The sequence below is a fragment of the Devosia sp. GW821-FHT12F11 genome, from assembly GCF_058806655.1.
On record NZ_JBXAPX010000003.1, the window covers coordinates 99,521 to 117,990 of the forward strand.

Annotated in this window: 20 protein-coding genes; 14 read left to right on the top strand and 6 right to left on the bottom strand. The window is 64.6% G+C overall.

The window, feature by feature from the left end; translation table 11 throughout:
- Positions 1-28 precede the first annotated feature (28 nt).
- From AC1ROK_RS10565 to AC1ROK_RS10590, 6 genes are all read left to right on the top strand, one after another.
- Entirely contained in the window at positions 29-895 is an 867-nt protein-coding gene (locus AC1ROK_RS10565) for an ABC transporter permease (RefSeq protein ID WP_492846587.1), read from the top strand.
- 20 nt (positions 896-915) lie between these two features.
- The gene (locus tag AC1ROK_RS10570; protein WP_492846589.1) at positions 916-1,683 is read left to right on the top strand and encodes an ABC transporter permease; all 768 of its coding nucleotides are present in this window, start codon (positions 916-918) and stop codon (positions 1,681-1,683) included.
- Positions 1,683-2,768: an ABC transporter ATP-binding protein gene (locus AC1ROK_RS10575; protein WP_492846590.1), complete on the top strand. Its 1,086-nt coding sequence runs from the start codon at positions 1,683-1,685 to the stop codon at positions 2,766-2,768. The genes AC1ROK_RS10570 and AC1ROK_RS10575 overlap by 1 nt, the downstream gene beginning before the upstream one ends.
- Positions 2,769-2,793: 25 nt before the next feature.
- Positions 2,794-3,552, top strand: coding sequence for a 5-formyltetrahydrofolate cyclo-ligase (locus AC1ROK_RS10580; protein ID WP_492846592.1), 759 nt, complete (start codon positions 2,794-2,796; stop codon positions 3,550-3,552).
- 315 nt (positions 3,553-3,867) lie between these two features.
- Positions 3,868-4,734 (top strand): ATPase, encoded by an 867-nt coding sequence (locus tag AC1ROK_RS10585; RefSeq protein WP_492846594.1) that lies wholly within the window; start codon positions 3,868-3,870, stop codon positions 4,732-4,734.
- 57 nt (positions 4,735-4,791) lie between these two features.
- A complete protein-coding gene (locus AC1ROK_RS10590; protein ID WP_492846595.1) occupies positions 4,792-5,709 on the top strand; it encodes a homoserine O-succinyltransferase in 918 nt (305 codons plus the stop codon).
- Positions 5,710-5,863: 154 nt separating this feature from the next.
- On the opposite strand, the gene AC1ROK_RS10595 is transcribed toward AC1ROK_RS10590, so the two are convergent.
- The 3 genes from AC1ROK_RS10595 to AC1ROK_RS10605 are packed head-to-tail and all read right to left on the bottom strand — an operon-like array spanning position 5,864 to position 9,433.
- Entirely contained in the window at positions 5,864-6,298 is a 435-nt protein-coding gene (locus tag AC1ROK_RS10595; RefSeq protein WP_492846597.1) for an SRPBCC family protein, read from the bottom strand.
- Positions 6,299-6,320: 22 nt separating this feature from the next.
- Entirely contained in the window at positions 6,321-7,487 is a 1,167-nt protein-coding gene (locus tag AC1ROK_RS10600) for a hypothetical protein (protein ID WP_492846599.1), read from the bottom strand.
- A complete protein-coding gene (locus tag AC1ROK_RS10605; RefSeq protein WP_492846600.1) occupies positions 7,484-9,433 on the bottom strand; it encodes a glycosyltransferase family 2 protein in 1,950 nt (649 codons plus the stop codon). Before AC1ROK_RS10605 ends, AC1ROK_RS10600 begins: the two co-directional genes overlap by 4 nt.
- A gap of 130 nt (positions 9,434-9,563) precedes the next feature.
- On the opposite strand from AC1ROK_RS10605, the gene AC1ROK_RS10610 reads away from it, so the two are divergent.
- The 5 genes from AC1ROK_RS10610 to AC1ROK_RS10630 all read left to right on the top strand — a co-directional run bounded on the left by AC1ROK_RS10610 (position 9,564) and on the right by AC1ROK_RS10630 (position 14,273).
- Positions 9,564-11,018, top strand: a complete 1,455-nt coding sequence (locus AC1ROK_RS10610; RefSeq protein WP_492846602.1) for a YcjX family GTP-binding protein — start codon at positions 9,564-9,566, stop codon at positions 11,016-11,018.
- A complete protein-coding gene (locus AC1ROK_RS10615) occupies positions 11,015-12,037 on the top strand; it encodes a YcjF family protein (protein WP_492846604.1) in 1,023 nt (340 codons plus the stop codon). The genes AC1ROK_RS10610 and AC1ROK_RS10615 overlap by 4 nt, the downstream gene beginning before the upstream one ends.
- 113 nt (positions 12,038-12,150) lie before the next feature.
- Entirely contained in the window at positions 12,151-12,987 is an 837-nt protein-coding gene (locus AC1ROK_RS10620; RefSeq protein ID WP_492846606.1) for an alpha/beta hydrolase family protein, read from the top strand.
- A gap of 155 nt (positions 12,988-13,142) precedes the next feature.
- Entirely contained in the window at positions 13,143-13,730 is a 588-nt protein-coding gene (locus tag AC1ROK_RS10625) for an NADPH-dependent FMN reductase (protein WP_492846608.1), read from the top strand.
- A 180-nt stretch (positions 13,731-13,910) separates the two neighbouring features.
- A complete protein-coding gene (locus AC1ROK_RS10630) occupies positions 13,911-14,273 on the top strand; it encodes a YciI family protein (RefSeq protein ID WP_492846610.1) in 363 nt (120 codons plus the stop codon).
- Positions 14,274-14,425: 152 nt separating this feature from the next.
- On the opposite strand, the gene AC1ROK_RS10635 is transcribed toward AC1ROK_RS10630, so the two are convergent.
- Positions 14,426-14,977: a DUF2269 family protein gene (locus AC1ROK_RS10635; RefSeq protein WP_492846612.1), complete on the bottom strand. Its 552-nt coding sequence runs from the start codon at positions 14,975-14,977 to the stop codon at positions 14,426-14,428.
- 346 nt (positions 14,978-15,323) lie between these two features.
- Here AC1ROK_RS10635 and AC1ROK_RS10640 point away from each other — a divergent pair, with 346 nt between their 5' ends.
- Complete coding sequence (locus AC1ROK_RS10640) at positions 15,324-16,196, top strand: EamA family transporter (protein WP_492846614.1); 873 nt, start codon at positions 15,324-15,326, stop codon at positions 16,194-16,196.
- On the opposite strand, the gene AC1ROK_RS10645 is transcribed toward AC1ROK_RS10640, so the two are convergent.
- Positions 16,197-16,670, bottom strand: coding sequence for a winged helix-turn-helix transcriptional regulator (locus AC1ROK_RS10645; protein WP_492846616.1), 474 nt, complete (start codon positions 16,668-16,670; stop codon positions 16,197-16,199).
- Between the two features lie 131 nt (positions 16,671-16,801).
- Between AC1ROK_RS10645 and AC1ROK_RS10650 the strand changes: the two genes are divergently transcribed.
- Both AC1ROK_RS10650 and AC1ROK_RS10655 read left to right on the top strand, forming a co-directional pair.
- Positions 16,802-17,401 (top strand): NADPH-dependent FMN reductase, encoded by a 600-nt coding sequence (locus AC1ROK_RS10650; RefSeq protein WP_492846618.1) that lies wholly within the window; start codon positions 16,802-16,804, stop codon positions 17,399-17,401.
- Positions 17,402-17,552: 151 nt separating this feature from the next.
- The gene (locus AC1ROK_RS10655) at positions 17,553-18,023 is read left to right on the top strand and encodes an SH3 domain-containing protein (RefSeq protein WP_492846620.1); all 471 of its coding nucleotides are present in this window, start codon (positions 17,553-17,555) and stop codon (positions 18,021-18,023) included.
- A 112-nt stretch (positions 18,024-18,135) separates the two neighbouring features.
- Here AC1ROK_RS10655 and AC1ROK_RS10660 read toward each other — a convergent pair whose 3' ends face one another.
- Positions 18,136-18,468, bottom strand: coding sequence for a 2Fe-2S iron-sulfur cluster-binding protein (locus AC1ROK_RS10660; RefSeq protein WP_055878313.1), 333 nt, complete (start codon positions 18,466-18,468; stop codon positions 18,136-18,138).
- Positions 18,469-18,470: the final 2 nt, after the last annotated feature.

An 18,470-nucleotide genomic window follows, 5' to 3' on the forward strand; every position in this document is an offset into this window, starting at 1 on the left:
CTCCGGCCTGAACTAGGGATCTCGTGCATTGAGACAGACACCGGACATCAAGCCGACCGCAACGGCGCTGCTCGTTGCCCCAGCGGCCATCCTGATGTTCGGTGTCTTCGTGCTGCCGTTCCTGTTCCTGGTGGTGCTCAGTTTCTGGAGCCAGGTCCCCGGCTCGGTCGGCATGGCCCCCAGCTTCACCCTGGCCAACTACGCGCGCATCATCAGCGACAGCTATTATCTGGGCGGCCTGTGGACCACCCTCTGGCTGAGCGGGCTGGTGACGCTGCTCTGCCTCGTGCTCGCCCTGCCGCTGGCGCGCTGGATAGTGCTGCACGCCAAACGGTCGAAAGGCCTGCTCATCGGGCTTTGCATTCTGCCGCTGGTCTGTGGTGCGCTGCTCCCGACCCTTGGTCTGGTCAATCTGTTGAGCCCGCTGGGGTTCATCAACGGCGCACTCAAATCCATGGGCCTTATCAAGACCAGCCTGCCGCTGCTCGGCAATATCGCTGGGGTGAGCATCGGATTGGTCCAGGCCTTCCTGCCGCTGATGATCCTGCCCCTCATCAGCACCATAGAGCGCATTCCACACGATTACGAAAAGGCGGCCATGTCGCTGGGTGCAACCCGCCTGGTGGTGTGGCGCCGCGTGCTGTTGCCGCTGATGCTGCCGGGCATTGTGGCTGGCAGCCTGCTGGTGTTCTGCGCATCGCTGACCGCGTTTGTTACCCCGCAGATTCTGGGTCAGGGCAAAGTCGTGACCTTTGCTTCGCTGGCCTATCAGCAGGCCGCCATGGTGTTGGATTGGCCGTTCGCGTCGGCTCTCGGCATGGTCATGTTGCTGTTCCTGGCGCTGGCAGGGATCCTGGGCGCGCTGGTTTCCCGCGGCCTTGGGAGACGCACATGACGTCCCGTTTCGGCAAGGCAATGCTGCTGGCCGCCGTCCTGGCTATCCTGCTCTTCCTGCTGGCGCCCATTCTGGTGCTGATCCTTTCGGCATTCGACAGCGGCAACGTCTTCCGTTTTCCACCTCGGGGCCTGTCGTTGCGCTGGTTCGAAGCAGCGCTAAACCATTCCGAATATCGCAGCAGTCTGTGGATCAGCACGGTGCTTGGCCTGCTTTCCACTGCGATCGCGGTGGGGCTCGCCAGTCTGGCCGCCTTTGGGCTGGTGCGCGGCAAGCCATCCTACCGTCTTGCCATGGAGGTGCTGCTGCTGGCGCCGCTGACCCTGCCGCTGGTGGTCTGGGCCATCGCGCTGCTCTCGATCTATGCGCAGCTGGGCATCAACGGCACGCTGCCGGGCCTGATCCTCGCCCACGTCACCATCACCATGCCGTTTTCGGCGCGCATCATGATCGCCACATTCGACGAGATCGATCCCAACCTCGAGGCCGCCGCCAGGAGCCTAGGCGCATCACCGTGGCAGGTGGTTCGTCGCATCACTCTGCCACTGGCCCTGCCCGGTCTGCTGTCCAGCACGGCAATCGCCTTTCTCGTCTCGTTCAATGACGTGGTCGTAACGACGCTGATCGCCGGCGCCGGCTGGATCACCTTCCCTGTACGCACGTTCTCCCGACTTCGCACCGAGGGTATCGACCCGACGACCATTGCCATCGGCGCCATGATCGTCGCCTTCACGATTTTGGTGATCGTCCTCGGACAACGCCTCTTCCAGCTTTCAAGGCGCCTCTGATGACCGGATCTCCCTATCTTCGCATCCGCTCCGTGCAGAAGAGCTATAGGGGTGCACTGGCGCTGCACGATATCGATCTCGCCGTCGAACAGGGCGAGTTCGTTTCCCTGCTTGGACCGAGCGGTTGCGGCAAGTCGACTTTGCTGCAGATTCTTGCCGGCCTCCTGGAACCCGATCGCGGTCAGATCCAGCTGGACGGCGCGGACATCACCAATCTGCCGCCGTGGCGACGCAACATCGGGCTGGTCTTCCAGAACTACGCTCTGTTCCCCCATCTCAGCATTCGCCAGAATGTGCGCTTTGGCCTCGATATGCTGGGCATGGGGCGCGCCGAGGCCGAGAAACGCGTCGATGAATCGCTCGAGATGGTCGGGCTCGATCCGTCGCTGAGCCGGCGTCCGGGCGAGCTTTCAGGTGGCCAACAGCAGCGCGTGGCCATTGCTCGGGCCATTGCGATCCGGCCCAGGCTGCTGCTGATGGATGAGCCTCTGTCCAACCTCGATGCCGTGCTGCGCCACAAGGTGCGCCTTGAACTGCGCGAACTGCATGACCGTACCGGCATCACCACGATCATGGTCACCCACGATCAGGCCGAGGCATTGGCCACATCAGATCGTATCGCGGTGATGCAGGGCGGCCGGATACTGCAGTTCGAAGCCCCCGAAACCCTCTATGGCGCCCCCGCGACGGCATTCATCGCCGGCTTCGTGGGCAGCCCGCCGGCGAACCTGTTGCCCCTCAGGGCAAGCGGGCCAGACAGCTGGACCCTGGCTGATGGTCAGGTCTGGCAGCCCGCGGCCATTCTCGCGCCGAAAGCCAACGGCGCAGAGCCCGGCAGGGCCTGCCTGATCGCCTTGCGGCCGGAGAACCTCACCATCGGCACGATGGGTGAGGGCGGCCTGCCGGCGCGCGTCGCCGCTGTCGAATTCAACGGCGGCGATCGTCTGGTCCACGCCGAAACGGGCGGCACGCGGATCACGGTTCGCATCGCCGCCAGCCAGGTCATCACCGGCCCCGACATTCTGCTTTTCCCGCCGCAACAGGCGCCCGTGCTGTTTGACGCGGCGACCGGCACACACCTTTGATTCCAAGAGATTGATGGAGATTGTCATGACTGACCGTGGTCGTTGGGCAGGCCGCAACCCTGCCAAGGACGAACTGCGCAACGCCATCTGGGATCAACTCGTTACTGACGGGGTGGCGATCGGCCCGGCGCGGAGCCACATCCCGAACTTTACCGGCGCGGATATGGCCGCCTGGCACATGGTACAGATACCTGCCTGGCGGGCGGCCAAAGCCGTGAAGGTCAACCCCGATTCAGCTCAATATTCGTTGCGACTGCGCGCCTTGTATGACGGCAAGACGCTCTATTGCCCGGTTCCAGAGCTGGTGCAGAAGGCTCCTTATGTCCGGATCGATCCCGATCAGCTCAGGGACAAGGGCATATCCTACGAACTGGCGGCGAGCCACCAAGGGTACATGCATTATGGCGAGCGCATCGAGTTTACCGACATTCCCGAACTCGACTTCTGCGTGTTCGGCTCGGTCGCCGTGACGCGGCGGGGCGCGAGAACCGGCAAAGGCGGCGGATTTGCGGACCTGGAGGCCGGCGTGCTGAACGAACTGGGTCGCATACGGCCCGACACGCCGCTCGTCACCAGTGTGCATTCGAGCCAGGTCGTGCCGGACGGGGACATCGTCATGATGGATTTCGATTGCTGGATGGACTACGTCGCAACCGAGACGGAACTGATCGCCACGGCCAGCACGCATCCCCGCCCCAAGGGCATTTCATGGGATCATGTCCAGCCTGACCAGTTCGACTCGATCCCTTTCCTGCGCGAGCTGAAACCCAAAGCGCAGCTGTAGGTGATACGGACGAGCAGCTGAACGAGGGCACCACTAATGCCGCCCGACGATCAGGCCGACCACGCCGCAATTCATCGGCTTCTGGAACGCGTTAGCCTCTGGCTGGCGGACCATGGCGCGACTACAGCCGCGTACGTCGTCCCGGCGGCGGCTGCTTGTGACAAGACCGTGGTTTGATCGACTGGTTGCGAGGGCGAGGGTGGTGTTTCACTGCCCCACTTTATCGCGCTGCCAGATGGCGCCGGGGTCTCCCCCTGCCCTTGTCCCATCCCCGCGCATCGTCTAAATCGATCAGCCCGAACCGGACCCGCCCCTATGCTGTTCAATTCCGCCGAGGATTTCCTGAGCGCGCCGCGTCACGCCGTGACGGTGTTCGGCATGGCCGGGGTCGGCAAGACCTGGCTGGCGGCGCTACTGCGCAAGCATCAGTGGTTCCACTATTCGGCCGACTATCGCATCGGCACGCGCTACATGGGCGAGTTCATCGTCGACAACTTCAAGGCCGAGGCCATGAAGGTGCCGTTCCTGCGCGAACTGCTGCGCTCGGACTCGATCAAGATCGACAGCAACATCACCTTTTCTAACCTCGACCCCCTCTCGACCTATCTCGGGCGCCCCGGGGATGCGCGCCGCGGCGGCCTGCAGCTTGCCGAGTATCAACGCCGGCAGGAACAGCACCGGGTGGCCGAGATCGCCGCGCTCGAGGACGTGCCCTATTTCATCGAGCGCGCCGACCAGCTCTATGGCTACTCGAATTTCATCGCCGATACCGGCGGTTCGCTGATCGAGGTGGTCGACCCGGCCAGTGCCGAGGATCCGGTGATCAAGGCGCTGACCTCGAGCACGCTGCTGCTCTACATTCGCGGCACCGAGGATGACGCCCACAAGCTGATCGAGCGCTTCAAGCACAGCCCCAAGCCGATGTATTACCAGCCGCATTTCCTTCTCCAGAAATGGGCGGAGTTCAAGACGCTCAACAAGGTGAAGGACGATGCCGACGTCGACCCGGACGCCTTCGGCGCCTGGGGCTTCGAGGCGCTGCTCAAGGACCGGCTGCCGCGCTACCAGCAGCTCGCCGACAATTTCGGCTACACCATCGAAGCCAGCGACCTTGCCACGGTGCGCGACGGCGACGAGTTCCTCGACCTCGTGGCAGGGGCGATCCGTCAGCGAATGCGATAGCGCCTAGTTAGGCGCCGCTTCCGCTCACCTGATCGCTATCCTATCTAGAGGCACATCATGCCAATTCGCATTCCTGACCACCTGCCAGCGGCCAAGACCCTCCAATCGGAGGGTGTCATGGTCATGGACTCCTCCCGCGCCGCGCGCCAGGACATCCGCCCGCTGCAGATCGGCCTGCTCAACCTGATGCCCAACAAGGAGCGGACGGAGACGCAGTTCGCCCGGCTGATCGGCGCCACTCCGCTGCAGGTCGACCTGACCCTTGTGCGGGTCAGCGACCACAAGTCCAAGAACACCTCCGAGGAGTACCTCAAGAGCTTCTATTCCACCTGGGAAGAGGTGCGGGAGAAGAAGTTCGATGGCTTCATCGTCACCGGCGCACCGGTGGCGAACATGCCGTTCGAGGAGGTCAAGTACTGGTCCGAGATGCTCGAGATCATGGACTGGACAGAGACTAACGTGCACCACACGATGTTCATCTGCTGGGGCGCGCAGGCAGCCCTGCACCACTTCCATGGTGCAAAACGCTACCGCATGCCATCAAAAGCCTTTGGCGTTTTTCGCCACCAGTTGGTCGGCCCGCAGACGCCATGGCTGCATGGCTTCTCGGATAGCCCGATGATCCCGGTGAGCCGGTATAACGACATCGACCGGGCGAGCCTTGGCGAGAACCTCGAGGTGCTGATCGACAACGCTGAGATCGGCGTCTGCATGCTGCAGGACAAGGCGCGCCCTGCCCTCTACATGCTGAACCACCTCGAGTACGACAACCGCTCGCTGGCCGACGAATACGAACGCGACGTGAAGGCGGGGCTGGACACGGCGCCGCCGGTCAACCTGTTTCCCAATGGCGACACCACGGTGGAGCCGGAGAACCGGTGGCGCAGCCATGCGCACCTGCTGTTCCAGAACTGGATCAACGAGATCTACCAGACCACGCCGTACGAGCTCGAAAAGATCGGGTTGAGCGAGTAACTCGTTGTGAGGGACTGAGAGAGACGGCCCCCTCCCATCCTCCCCCATGAAGGGGGAGGTGCCGCATCGAGATTGCGGCAGCGATGGGTGTCAAACGCTCGACTCTTCACCTCCCCCTTCATGGGGGAGGCCGGGAGGGGGCCGTCTGCTTCAGTCAGTGCATCCCCTCCGCCGACTGCTTCAGACCTTCCAGCATCATGGTCCAGTTCTTCTCGAACTCGGCCCGGGTTTTGGCGTCCACCTCGGTCTCCTCGCCCTCATTGAACTGGCTGAGCGTCACCCTGGTGCGCGCCCCTGCGGGCGCGAGTTCGTACTTCACCAGGTGGTAGCTGGGTGGGCGTTTGCCCGAGCCGTCCTTGTCGCTCCAGTGCGAGAAGCTGAGCTCCTTGGCTTCGGACAGCGTCTGGATCTCGCCACGATCGGTAAAGCTCCTGCCCTGCCATTCGCCCTTGAAGGTGATGGGATGGCCGATCTTCCAGTCGGTCTCGATCCTGGTGCCGGGAAACATGGCGCCGCCCTTCATGGCCTTCCACACAGTGGCGCTGGGAGCAGCGATGATCGTATCGACTTCAACGATGGGTTTGTGCATTTGCACCTCCTCTGGTCGGAGGTCAAACGCCCGGCCGCAGGGACAGTTGCGCGAGGCCAGCCGGAACCTGGTTGAACAGCGCCGCTTTCCACGCTGCATCGTTCCACAGGTCTGTGTAGGTCCAGCTCGCGGCGGCCGCGAGCAGCAGCAGCAGCAGCGACAACAGCCGGATCTGGAACGGCAGCCGGACCACGGCCAACCACGACAGGAAGGCGACAAGCAGCGCGATCGGCGGCACGATGGCAGTCATTGTCGTGGTCAGGATTGCGCGGGCAAACACCAGGTAGAGCGGCAGGGCGATCACCGCCAGTGCACTGAAGACGTGGCGCCGTTCGGGAAGCCCGGGCCACAAGCAATAGAGCAACGGGACGATCAGCACCGGCGCGAACACCATGAGCGCCTCGAGCCCGCCGGTCAGCGCCTCAAGGTCGAAATGCAGGTTGGTGTAGGTGCTGACATAGGGCAGCAAGGCGGCCGCCACATCCATCCGCGCCTGCATGATGAAACCGACAATACCGATGGCGACGATCAGCGTCGGCAGGATCGCCACCAGCAGCATGGCCACGAAGGCGCGCGCGTCGGTGCGCGCGTCGCGATCGGCCAAGGCCGTGGCGATGGCCAGAGGGACAATCAGCAGCGACGCGATCGGGCTCGCCAGCAGCAGCAGCGGCAGCAGCAAGCCGAGCCCTATGGCCGACTGCACGTCGCCGACATCCTCGAGCGAGCGGATCGCCGGGATGAGCGCGGCAAAGGCGATGTAGAGCGGAATGGCACGGGAAGACGCCGTGACAGTGTAGAGGCCGCCGGCATGCAGCATCAGCGCGACGAGCGCGATGAACGCGCCGATGCGAAACCAGCCATTGGCGCGCAACCGGTCGTAGAGCGCGCCGAAGGCAAAGCCCGAGACGACGACAGCGGTCAGCGACAGCGCCCATTGTTGCAACTGGATACCCGGCAGCAGGCTGACGACGCGCAGCACCACCTGGGACAGCCAGCCGCCGGTCCGCCATGCGTCGCCGCCCTGCAACTGCTCGATGTCGCGGCGGACATAGCCGCCATCGATGACGTGCAGCGCCAGCACCAGCAGCACGATCACTGCCACCAGTGACCAGAGGATCGTCGCCGGGCGCCAGAACGGCCGCCGCTGATGGGCCGCAACCGGAGCGGTGGCAAGCTCGAGGATGCTCATTTGGCTGCCTCGCTCTTGACCTGTTCGAGCGTCTTCTGGGTGACCCTCGAGGTGCCGTGCTCGGTCTTTTCCCAGTAGTGCGGGTTGAAGATCAGCTGCCAGAACGCCTTGTAGGCGGCGATCGAGTGCAGCACCCAGTAGACCGGGAGCAGGATGCCGACCGGCACCAGGTCGTAATACTTGCGCTTCAGCGCGGCGATCACCCCGAAATAGACGAGGAACAGGTTGCCGATCACCAGGTTGAACAACGCCATCGTGCCGAACGGCTCGGGGAACAGCCAGCCGAAATCCCAGGTGTTGGTGAACCACACGAGGGCGGTGATCACCCACAGGATCGGCGCTAGCAGCATGGTGAAGGGCGGCGCGCCGATGAAGAAATGGAACGAGAAGAAGCCCTTAGCGCCGATCGACTTCCACAGCTGGATCGGGTGCCGCATGTGCACCAGCCAGGTCTGCATGTAGCCCTTGATCCAGCGCGAGCGCTGCTTGATCCAGCTGGGCAGCACGCCGTTGGCTTCCTCGTAGGTGGTCGAGTTGATGACGCCGACGGTGTGGCCCTCCTGCGCCAGCCGCACGCCGAGATCGGCATCCTCGGTGACGTTGTAGGGGTCCCAGGCGCCGACCTTGCGCAGCGCCGAGAGTTTGAAGTGATTGGACGTGCCGCCCAGCGGGATCGGCACCTTCAGCCAGTCCAGGCCCGGCAGCAGGAAATCAAACCACTGGCTGTATTCCAGTGTGAACATCCGCGTCAGCCAGTTCTCTGAGCGGTTGAAGTAGTTGAGCCGACCCTGCACGCAGGCCAACCTCGGGTCGCCGTTGCGAAAGGCCAGCACGGCCTTCTTCAGTTGGTCCGGCTCGGGCTGGTCCTCGGCATCGTAGATGGTGACGAACTCGCCGCGGCTGAACTGCAGCGCGTAGTTGCAGGCCTTGGGCTTGGTCTTGGGCTGGCTTGGCGGCACCCGCACGATCTCGAAGGTGCCGGGCAGCCGCAGGGCTTTCGCCGCCTCGATGGTCTCGGTATCGTCCTCCTCGAGGACCAGCTTCACCTCGAGCTTCGAGGCTGGATAATCCAGCCCTTTCAGCGCCTTGGTCAGCAGCGGCAGGACCTTGGCCTCTTTGTACATCGGCACCAGCACGGTGTAGACCGGCAGCTCGCTGTCCCTGAGTGTGGCGATCGCCTCGGGCGAGATCTCCATGTCGGCCTTGCGTGACGAGCCGACGAACGTCAGCACGAACTTGAACACGAAGGTCAGCGTGTAAATGGTGGTGAAGAACGCCATCAGCGTCACCGCCGTCGCCATGGGCGCCAGCACGAGGCCCGCCACCAGCACCGCCAGCAGCACCCAGAGCACCAGCTTCTGCGGTTTGGTCACCGTGTATTTGGCCGAGTGCTCGGGCTTCCAGGAATAGAGCGCCTCGCGGGCGAAGAAGCTGTCCCAGTCGCGGAACAGCTGCTGGGTCTGCCACAGGATATCGAACGGCGAAGTGATGACGAAATCGTAGCTGTCGGGGCCGAACCGCTCGTCGCCCCACAGGAAATGCTCGGTGGTGATCTCAGTGGCGGCGAGTATCAGCCGGCCATCGATCCGGCGCCACGGCACGATGTTGCGCTCGGCGTAATCGGCGCGGTCCTCGACCCGCGTCAGGGTCTGATCGATCGGTTCGCGCTGCAGATCGACGAACGGCAGCCCGTACACTTCGGCGACTGCCTTGTAGTAGTCGATCGGCCGCACGAACCCGAGCGCGATGATGGTTGCCGCAAGGCTGGAGCCCCATTCCGCCGTCTGCCGCATGGCGATCGCGAGATCGGTGAGCCGCAGCGTCTTCTTGGCAATCAACAGCTTGGCGACATCGAGATGCAGCCGTTCGCCGGTCGTGCGTTCGCGCGGAACACCGAGAAGTTCCCCTGCATCACCCTCGAAACTGCGAGCAACCGCGTAAGCCATGGCCCAGCTAAGGCGGGGAACCGTGAAGAATCCCCAAAAGCGGCGATCACGATTCCCTCCAAGGAGCCAAAGCACTAGCCTTGCATTCGTGCTGGGACCGCCTACCTTCCGGGCAATCCGAGGAGCGCCAGTGCCGCAATCGCCGACGACCATCACCGACGAGATCGGCATCGCGCTGGGCAACCTCGCCGATGCGGCGGCAGCGCCGTTCACGCCCACGCTGCGGCTCGGGGTGACCGGACTCAGCCGCGCCGGCAAGACCATCTTCATCACTGCGCTGGTCCACAACCTCCTCACCGGCGGGCGCCTGCCGGGCTTTGCGGCGCTGACCGAGGGCCGGTTCATCGGCGCGCGGCTCGCCGAGCACCCCGATGCCGGCGTTCCGCGCTTTGCCTATGAGCAGCATCTGGCGGCGCTGACCGGCAAGGAGCCGCATTGGCCGGACTCGACGCGGAAGATCAGCCAGTTGCGGCTGACGCTGAAGTTCCAGTCGAAGCGCTGGGTGTCAGGGATGTTCGGTCCGACGGTGCTCAACCTCGATATCGTCGACTATCCCGGCGAGTGGCTGCTCGACCTGCCACTGTTGTCGCTGAGCTTTGCCGAGTGGAGCGCACAGGCCTTGGCGCGTGCCGGGCTGCCGCACTCGCAAACCGAGGCCGCGGCTTTCCTTAGCGAGATCGCACAGGTGGACAGCTCGAAGGAGGCGACGGATGTGGATGCCGAACGGCTGGCGGCGGCGTTCACCGATTACCTCAGGCGCAGCCGCGAGGATGGACGGGCACTCAGCACCCTGCCCCCAGGCCGGTTCCTGCTGCCCGGCGACCTCGAGGGCAGCCCGGCGCTGACCTTCGCGCCGCTGCCGCCACCGGTCGGTCCGGTGCGGTCGTCGAGCCTCTACGCCATGCTGGAGCGTCGCTACGAGGCCTACAAGGCGATCGTGGTGCGGCCATTCTTCCGTGATCATTTCGCGCGGCTCGATCGGCAGGTGGTGCTGGTCGATACGCTCAGGGCGCTGAACGCCGGCCCGGCCGCAGTGGCCGACCTCGAGACGGCCCTGACCGATATCCTCTCCTGCTTCCGGCAGGGCGACAACAACCCGATCACTCGCCTGGTGGCGCGACGCATCGACCGCATCCTGTTCGCGGCCACCAAGGCCGACCACATCCACTCCTCGAGCCATGATCGGCTGGAGGCGGTGATGAACCGGCTGGTCGCCGATGCGGCGCGCAAGGCGAGGTTTGCAGGCGCCGAGACCCGCTCGATGGCGATTGCGGCGATCCGTGCAACGCGCGAGAGCGTCATCGAAGAAGGCGGCGACAAGCACGAGGTGATCGTCGGTACGCCGCAGGCGGGCGAGGTGCTGGACGGCAAGACCTATGACGGCAGGACCGAAATCGCGCTGTTTCCCGGGGACTTGCCCGAGCATCCTGATGCGCTGTTTGAGGATGGCCGCCCAGTCGCTCTGAATTTCCTTCGCTTTCAGCCGCCGCAGCGGCTGGAAAAGAACGCCGAAGGCGACGTGGTGCTGCCGCATATCCGTTTCGACCGAGCGCTCGACTACCTGATCGGAGACTGGCTGCGATGAAACCACCCTTCGCCCGCCCCGTCTCGTCCGGCGGCAATACCGCCGAGGAGCCGCGCCGTCCGCGCGTGTTCGAGCCGGCGCAGGCCGTTGCCCTGCCCGAGAGCATCGAGCCGATCACCGACATCGAGGTACCACTGGATGACACGGTGCGACCGCCGCGGCTGCTCGGTTGGGTCGGGCGCGTCGCCTGGACGGCCGGCGGTATCCTCGTCACTCTGGCGCTGGGCCTTGCCGCTGAGCGGCTGATCGCCGAGCTCTTCGCGGCACAGCCCTGGCTTGGCTGGGTCGGGCTCGGTGTGCTGGCCGTGCTGGTGATCGCGCTGCTGGTCATTATCGTGCGCGAGGTGGCTTCGCTGATGCGGCTGCGCGCCCTCGATCGGCTACGGCACGCCGCGATGGCGGCACTCAGCAGCGACCGCAACAAGGATGGTGCGGCGATCACCCGCGAGCTGCTCGAGATCTACGCCCGCCGGCCGGACCTGGCGCGGCCGCGCGACGAACTGGAGAGCAATGCGCGCCACATCTTCGACGGTGCTGAGCATGTGCGGCTGGGTGAACGGCTGCTGATGGCGCCGCTCGACACGCGGGCGCGGGCGTTGACGGCAGCTTCGGCGCGGCGTGTGGCGCTGGTGACAGCGGTCTCGCCGCGGGCGCTGATCGATATCGCCTTCGTCATCTTCGAGAGCGTGCGGCTCGGCGGCGACATCGCCCGGCTCTATGGGGCACGCCCCGGCTTCATCGGCACCTGGCGGCTGATCGGCGCCATCCTCGCGCACCTCGCGGTCACCGGCGGGTTGGTGTTGACCGATGGCGTGGTCGAGCAACTGGTCGGCCAGGGGCTGGCGGCAAAACTCTCGGCCCGGCTCGGCGAGGGCGTGGTCAACGGGTTGATGACGGTACGGGTCGGCATTGCCGCCATGCGCGTGGTCCGCCCGCTGCCGTTCGAGGTGGTGAAGCAGCCGATGGTCAAGGATTTCATCCCCGAGCTGGCCAACGTGCTGAACGCGGAGAAGAAGTAGGTCAGCAGCCTCTTCGCCCCCACATTGTCGGATTTCTCCAATCTCGCTCCACGCCCCCTCGCTAGAACTGTGGACATCAACACGAGGCCTCGGGCCAACAACGGAGAACGTCGATGTCGATCCTCAGCACCAGCATCAAGACCGTCGCCACCCTCACCTTCGCGCTGCTGACCAGCGTTTCCCTTGCGGCAGAGACGGTCGTCGACCTGCCGAGCGGCGTGAAGGGCACGCTCTCCACTCCCGATAGCGGCGCGACCGGCCAGGCCGTGGTGATGCTGCACGGCTTCGGCAGCTCCCGCGATGAAGTGGGCGGGCTGTTCGCCCAGCAGGCGGCAGCGCTCGCCGCCCAAGGCATCGCTTCGCTGCGCATCGACTTCCGCGGCTACGGCGAAAGCACCGGCGACATGGCGGACACAACGCTCGAAGGGCTGGTGGCAGACGCCGCCGAGGCCCGCACCTACCTCGGCGGCGTCGAGGGGGTCGATGCGACCCGGGTCGGCGTCATCGGCTACAGCTTCGGCGCTGCGGTCGCCATGCTCGAGCCCGACGACTTCAAGTCAGTGGTGGTGTGGGGACAGATGGGTGATCTGCAGAAGGAGTTCCACGAGTTTCTTGGCCAGGATTTCTACGACAAGGCGAAGGCCGAGGGCTCGGCAAGCGACGATCTCGGCTGGCGCGTGGTGACGCTGAAGCAGAGCTTCTTCGACAGCCTTGCCCAGCATGACCTCGCGGCGCGGTTCTCCGGCTATGCCGGCCCCTTCCTCACCATCGCCGGCGAAGCCGACCCGGCCACCGGCTACTTCGAACAATACCTGGGTCTCGCCGAAGGCAAGACCGAGTCGCTCAGCATCCCAGGTGCCGATCACATGCTGGGCGTGTTCAGCGAGCAGCCCGAGATCGGCAAGCAGGTGATCGACAAGACCACCGCCTGGCTGAAGGACACGCTGTAACAGCCATCCCGATCGAAGCCACGGGCCGGGCTAGACCCGGCCCGCGGCGCGCAGTGAACGGTGCGTTCGCCGGTTACATGCATGTGCCGTCTTGTGCCTTGGTGACCATAGGCACATATCCACCCCCAGTCACATCTAGTAACCAGGGGGCATCAATGTACCGGGTCGCCGTATTCGTCGGGAGCACGCGCCCGACCTCTTCGAACCTCAAGCTCGCCAAGGCGCTGGAAAAGCTGGCCGCCGGCAAGCTGCAGTTCCAGTACATCAAGATCGACAACCTGCCGTTCTACGACGACGCGCTGTGGAACGATCCGCCGGCCGAGGTGATGCGGTTGAAGCGCGAGATCGCAGCGGCGGATGCCGTGCTGTTCGTGACGCCCGAATACAACCGCTCGATTCCCGGCATCCTCAAGAACGCCATCGACTGGCCGTCGCGGCCGTTCGGCGAGAGCGTCTGGACCGACAAGCCGGGCGCCATTGCCGGCGCCACTGGTGGGGTCAGCGGAACCGCAGCGGCACAGGCGCACCTGCGCTCAATCCTGCCGGTGGTGGGCGTGGCGCTGATGGGCCGACCGGAGATCTACTTCCAGTCGCGGCCGGGGGCGATCGACGATGACAACAACATCACCGACGAGCGGCTGAGAACCAACCTCAACATCTGGGTCGAGCGCTTCACCGACTGGATCGGCATGTTCACGAGGCCGCAGCAGGCGGTGGAAGAAATCGAGCGCAAAACCGCCTAAAGTGCTTCACCGTTTCGATGAAACGCCGAAACACTTGAGGTCGTCGATTCTGTCGCGCTTTCGAACCGGAAAAGCCTGCAACTTCTCCCGAAGGCGCTCCGGGCACCTTCACACAAGAGTCGCATCGGCGGGCTACGCGTTTGCCTATCCGGCACGTCGCCGGCGATGTGGAGATGCGCGATGCCCAACTATCTCTTGGCCTACCATGGCGGTGGCGAACCCGAGAGCGAAGAGGCGCAGGCGGCCGTGATGCTTGCCTGGAACGAGTGGCTCGAGGCGACCGGCGAAGCGATGCTGGATCTGGGCAGCCCGGTCGGCGCGACGATGACGGTCGGCCCGGACGGCTCGGTGGGCCCCGCGCCGGCTGATCCGGTCAGCGGCTATTCGATCATCGAGGCCGACGACATGGACGCCGCCCTTGAGATCGCCAAGGGCTGCCCGGTGCTGACCGATGGCGGCAGCGTCGAAGTATCCGAACTCGTCGACATGGAGTTCGACGACGAGGACGATGACGACGACGAGGATGAAGACGAAGACGACTGAAACCCGCTGGTGATCGCGGCGCGCCCCCAAGCGGCGCCGCGATCACCACATGCCACCGTTTCGTTGAAACGGTTACATGTTCGAAGTCTTTGGTTTCCAGCGCTTTCGAACCGGAAAAAGTCTGCAACTTTTCCTGAAAGCGCTGGAGGGGCTCACTCGGCGCGAAGCGGGTGCAGCCGCGCCTTGCCGCCGAGGATCAGAAAAGCCGCGATACCGAGCGCGCCATAGATCAGCACGAGCGCCAGGATGTCGGTCCAGTTGGGCTTCAGCACCATCAGCGCCACGATGGCGATGATGCTGGCATAGTCGACCATGGCGATGCGGATCATCCGGCTGCCGAATTCGGCGGCCTCGGCGATCTTGCCGTCGGCGATAAGCCGGGCCGCCGCTTCGCCCATCGGACGCAGGAAGAAGTGGCCGCCAACGAAGCTGGCGAGCGCGCCGACAAGGCCGAGGATGACCCAGGCTTCGCCCCAGAGGCTACCGAGCAGCACGACGACGAGGCCGAACAGCAGCGTCAGGCCCGAGGCCGGCAGGAACCACAGCATGGCAAGACTGCCCAGGCTCCCGGTGACCCGCATCAGGCTTTCGTCATCGCCCTGACGCATCGCCAGGATGGCCTGCAACAGCATAACCGCGCCGCCGCCGAACCAGGCCATGGCGGCGAGCACATGCAGAAACTTGAAGATTGTATAGAAATCCATCGATCCCTCGCGTGCCCCCCGCGAAGGCGCGCTGGGTAGGGCTGGCCGGGTGAACGGGGGATGAACAGCATCGGGGACGCTGCCCCACCCCCTCCCAGCCTCCCCCATCAAGGGGGAGGTGCCCGCCAGTGCGAAGGGCACGATCGCGCCACACATTCGATCCACACCTCCCCCTTGATGGGGGAGGCTGGGAGGGGGTGGGGCCAGAGGCACCGCGGCTACGACGCCCCCTTTCGCGAAAACTAGGGACTTAGCTGCGCTAAGTTTTCGCCTTCTCCCCCGCCAAGGGGAGATGCGCTGTGGCACTATCCAGCCCTCCCACTTGTGATTCCCCAGGCCCCGCGAAATGAACCTGAAACTGGCAGCCCTCGGCGCCGCGATCCTGTGGGGGTTTACTTACATCATCACCACCACCATGCTGCCGCATAACCCGATCTTCATCGGCTCGGTGCGGGCGCTGGGGGGTGGGTTGCTGCTGCTGGCGTTTGCCCGACAGCTGGTACCGCAGGGTTATTGGCCGAAGCTGATCGTCCTCGGCACATTGAATTTCGGAGCGTTCTTCGCCCTGCTGTTCGTTTCAGCGATCCGTCTGCCGGGCGGCGTTGCCGGCACGTTCCAGACGTTGGGGCCGTTGATCACCATCCTCCTCGCCTGGGCGCTGCTGAGCCAGCCGCCGACCTTGATGAAGATCGTCTCGATCCTGATCGGCGCGGTAGGCGTGACGCTGGTGATCCTCCGTGCCGATGCCGGCATCGACATGATCGGCGTTGCAGCAGCGCTCTGCAGCGTCGTCGCCGGCTCGCTCGGTGGCATCCTGATCAATCGCTGGGGCCGGCCGGCGGAGATGTCGCTGGTGAGCTTCACCGCCTGGCAGTTGCTGATCGGCGGCGCCGAGCTCGCAGTGCTGGCGTTGATCATCGGCGATGTGCCCACGGCGATCACCTGGACCAATGCGCTGGGGCTCATGATCCTCGCGGTGGTGCTCACCGCCCTGCCCTTCATCCTGTGGTTCCGCGCCATCGTGGCGCTGGGCGCCGCCTCGGTGATCCCGTTCGTGCTGGTGACGCCGGTGGTCGCCTTCATCCTCGACGCGGTGATCCGTCACGTGGTGCCGAGCCCGCTGCAATTGGTCGGCGTGGCGCTGGTGATGGCCGGGCTGATCGTCAACCAGTGGGCCGGCACCAGAGTGGCTAGATCTACTGCCGGCAAGCCCGCCTGATCACCAGGCGAGACGCTTGGCTTCTTCCTCGCGCTGGGCGAAGCGCTCGCGGGCTTCCTCGACGCGATGCCGGTTGGCGTGGGCCCAGTTGCCGATGACGCGCAGTGGCTCCTGCAGCTCCCGGCCCATCTCGGTCAGCGCATAGTCGACGCGCGGTGGAATGCTGGGCGTCACCTTGCGGGAGACGAAGCCGTCCTTTTCGAGGTCGCGCAGCGTGGCGGTGAGCATCTTCTGCGAGACGCCGTCGATATGCCGCTTGATCTCGGAGAATCGCCGCGGGCCTGCGCTCAGCACCTGCACCACGAGGATGGTCCACTTGCCGCTGATCTGCGCCAGCACCTCGTGCACCGGCAGCATCGCCTGGGTGCACTCGGCAAAGGTCTCGGGGTCCTTCGGATCATGCCGGGGACCCCAACTTGCGGCGCCGGAAGGGTGGGCCGGTTGCGGTTCCGTGTGGGTGACCAGGTCGTCCATGGGTAACTCCGTCTCGAAACGGTGCCGTCTTGTGCACCTCTGAGGTAGTCACCAACATAGCGCCAGTTACTGACGGTGACTAGGTCTCCGTTGGTGGCCACCCATGCACTCCTGACAAGGCAGACACCCGAATGAGCAGCAAGCCACGCATCGGCATCATCCTTTCCACCACCCGCGAAGCCCGTTTTGCCGACCGACCGGCGCAGTGGGTGCTAGACATCGCCAAAGCCCGCGGCGACGCCGAGTACGAGATCGTCGACCTTCGCGACTATCCGATGCCGCTGTTCGAGGCGGCAATGTCGCCCGCCTACGCACCGATCGAGCACGACGTCACCAAGCGTTGGGCCGCCAAGATCAGCGAACTCGACGGCTACATCTTCATTACCGCCGAGTACAATCACTCGATCAGCGGCGCGCTGAAGAACGCGCTCGACCACGTCTACAATGAGACAAAGCACAAGCCGGCCGCCTTCGTCGGCTATGGTGGGGTCGGAGGCGCGCGGGCGGTGGAGCAGCTGCGGCTGATTCTGGTGGAGATGCAGATGGCGGCGACCCGCGCTGCCGTGCATATCGGCATGGAGCCGATGCTGGGCATGCTGCGCAACGGCAAGGATTTCGGCGACTACGACTATCTCGGCGCCTCCGTCGCCCCGATGCTCGACGAGCTGCTGTGGTGGACCAATGTGCTGAAGGCCGGCCGCAACGACGTCGGGCTGGCCGAAGCGGCCTGACACAATCGGCCGATGGCGATTGCTGCCATCGGCCAATGATTCTGCAGGGCTCAGGGAACCCGAAGGCGGTTTGGAGCTTTCATTCCTCCACGAGAACCATGCGCCGCGGACGCCACTGGTTCTCGGGATATGGGAGCTGAAGCTGAGCCGTATGCTGACCTCACTCGCGCTGTTTTCGACAGTTGCGCTCGTCTCCCTCGTCCTCACCGCTACCGGCCTCAAGTACAGCACCGACATGATCGGACAGATGGCCGCTGCCACGCCGGTCAAGACCACCAACCTCAGACCTGGCTACATCGCCCGCCCGACAGTTGCCCGGGCCGACGACCTCAACGTCGCGAGATCGGTACCGGTGATCACCGGCAAGGCGAGCTCCCCGACCAGAATGGCGCCGCCGGGCTTCACCCACAGCGTTGCCGTCGAGGCGCTCAAGGTCCGCGCCGGACCGAAAGCGATCGAGCCGCAGGTGTTCACGCTCAAGGGCGGAAGCTGGGTCAATATCAGCGACACTATCGAGGGCTGGGTGCGGATCACCAACCAGGCCGGCCAGAGTGGCTGGGTCTATGGAAGTTTGCTGCGTCCAGCGACGCCTGAGCCGCGTCAAGAGACGCAGCTGGAGTAACGGGCCGTCTCAGAGCCCGGACGATGCTCCCTGACGCGCCGCACGGGAGCATTCGCGCAGCGGGCGTCCAGCTTGACCTCCGGACGCCCGCTGTTTGCATCTCGAATGACGGTCAGGCCGCTTCGGAGTCCTTGGCGGCGCTTGGCGCCAAGGTGACGCGCATGCCGTCGAGCTCCTCGCTGAGCAGGATCTGGCAGCTGAGGCGTGAGTTCGGCTTCTTGTCGAGCGTCGAGTAGAGGAGATCTTCCTCGTCATCGCTCGGGTCGGGGAGCTTTTCGAACCAACCGTCCTCGACATAGACGTGGCAGGTGGCGCAGGAACAGGCGCCACCGCACTCGGCCTTGATGTTGAGGCCCCAGTCGCGGATCACTTCCATCGTCCGCCAACCATCGAGCCCTTCGAGCTCGTGTTCGACACCGGATTGGTCAGTGACGAGAATCTTCATCG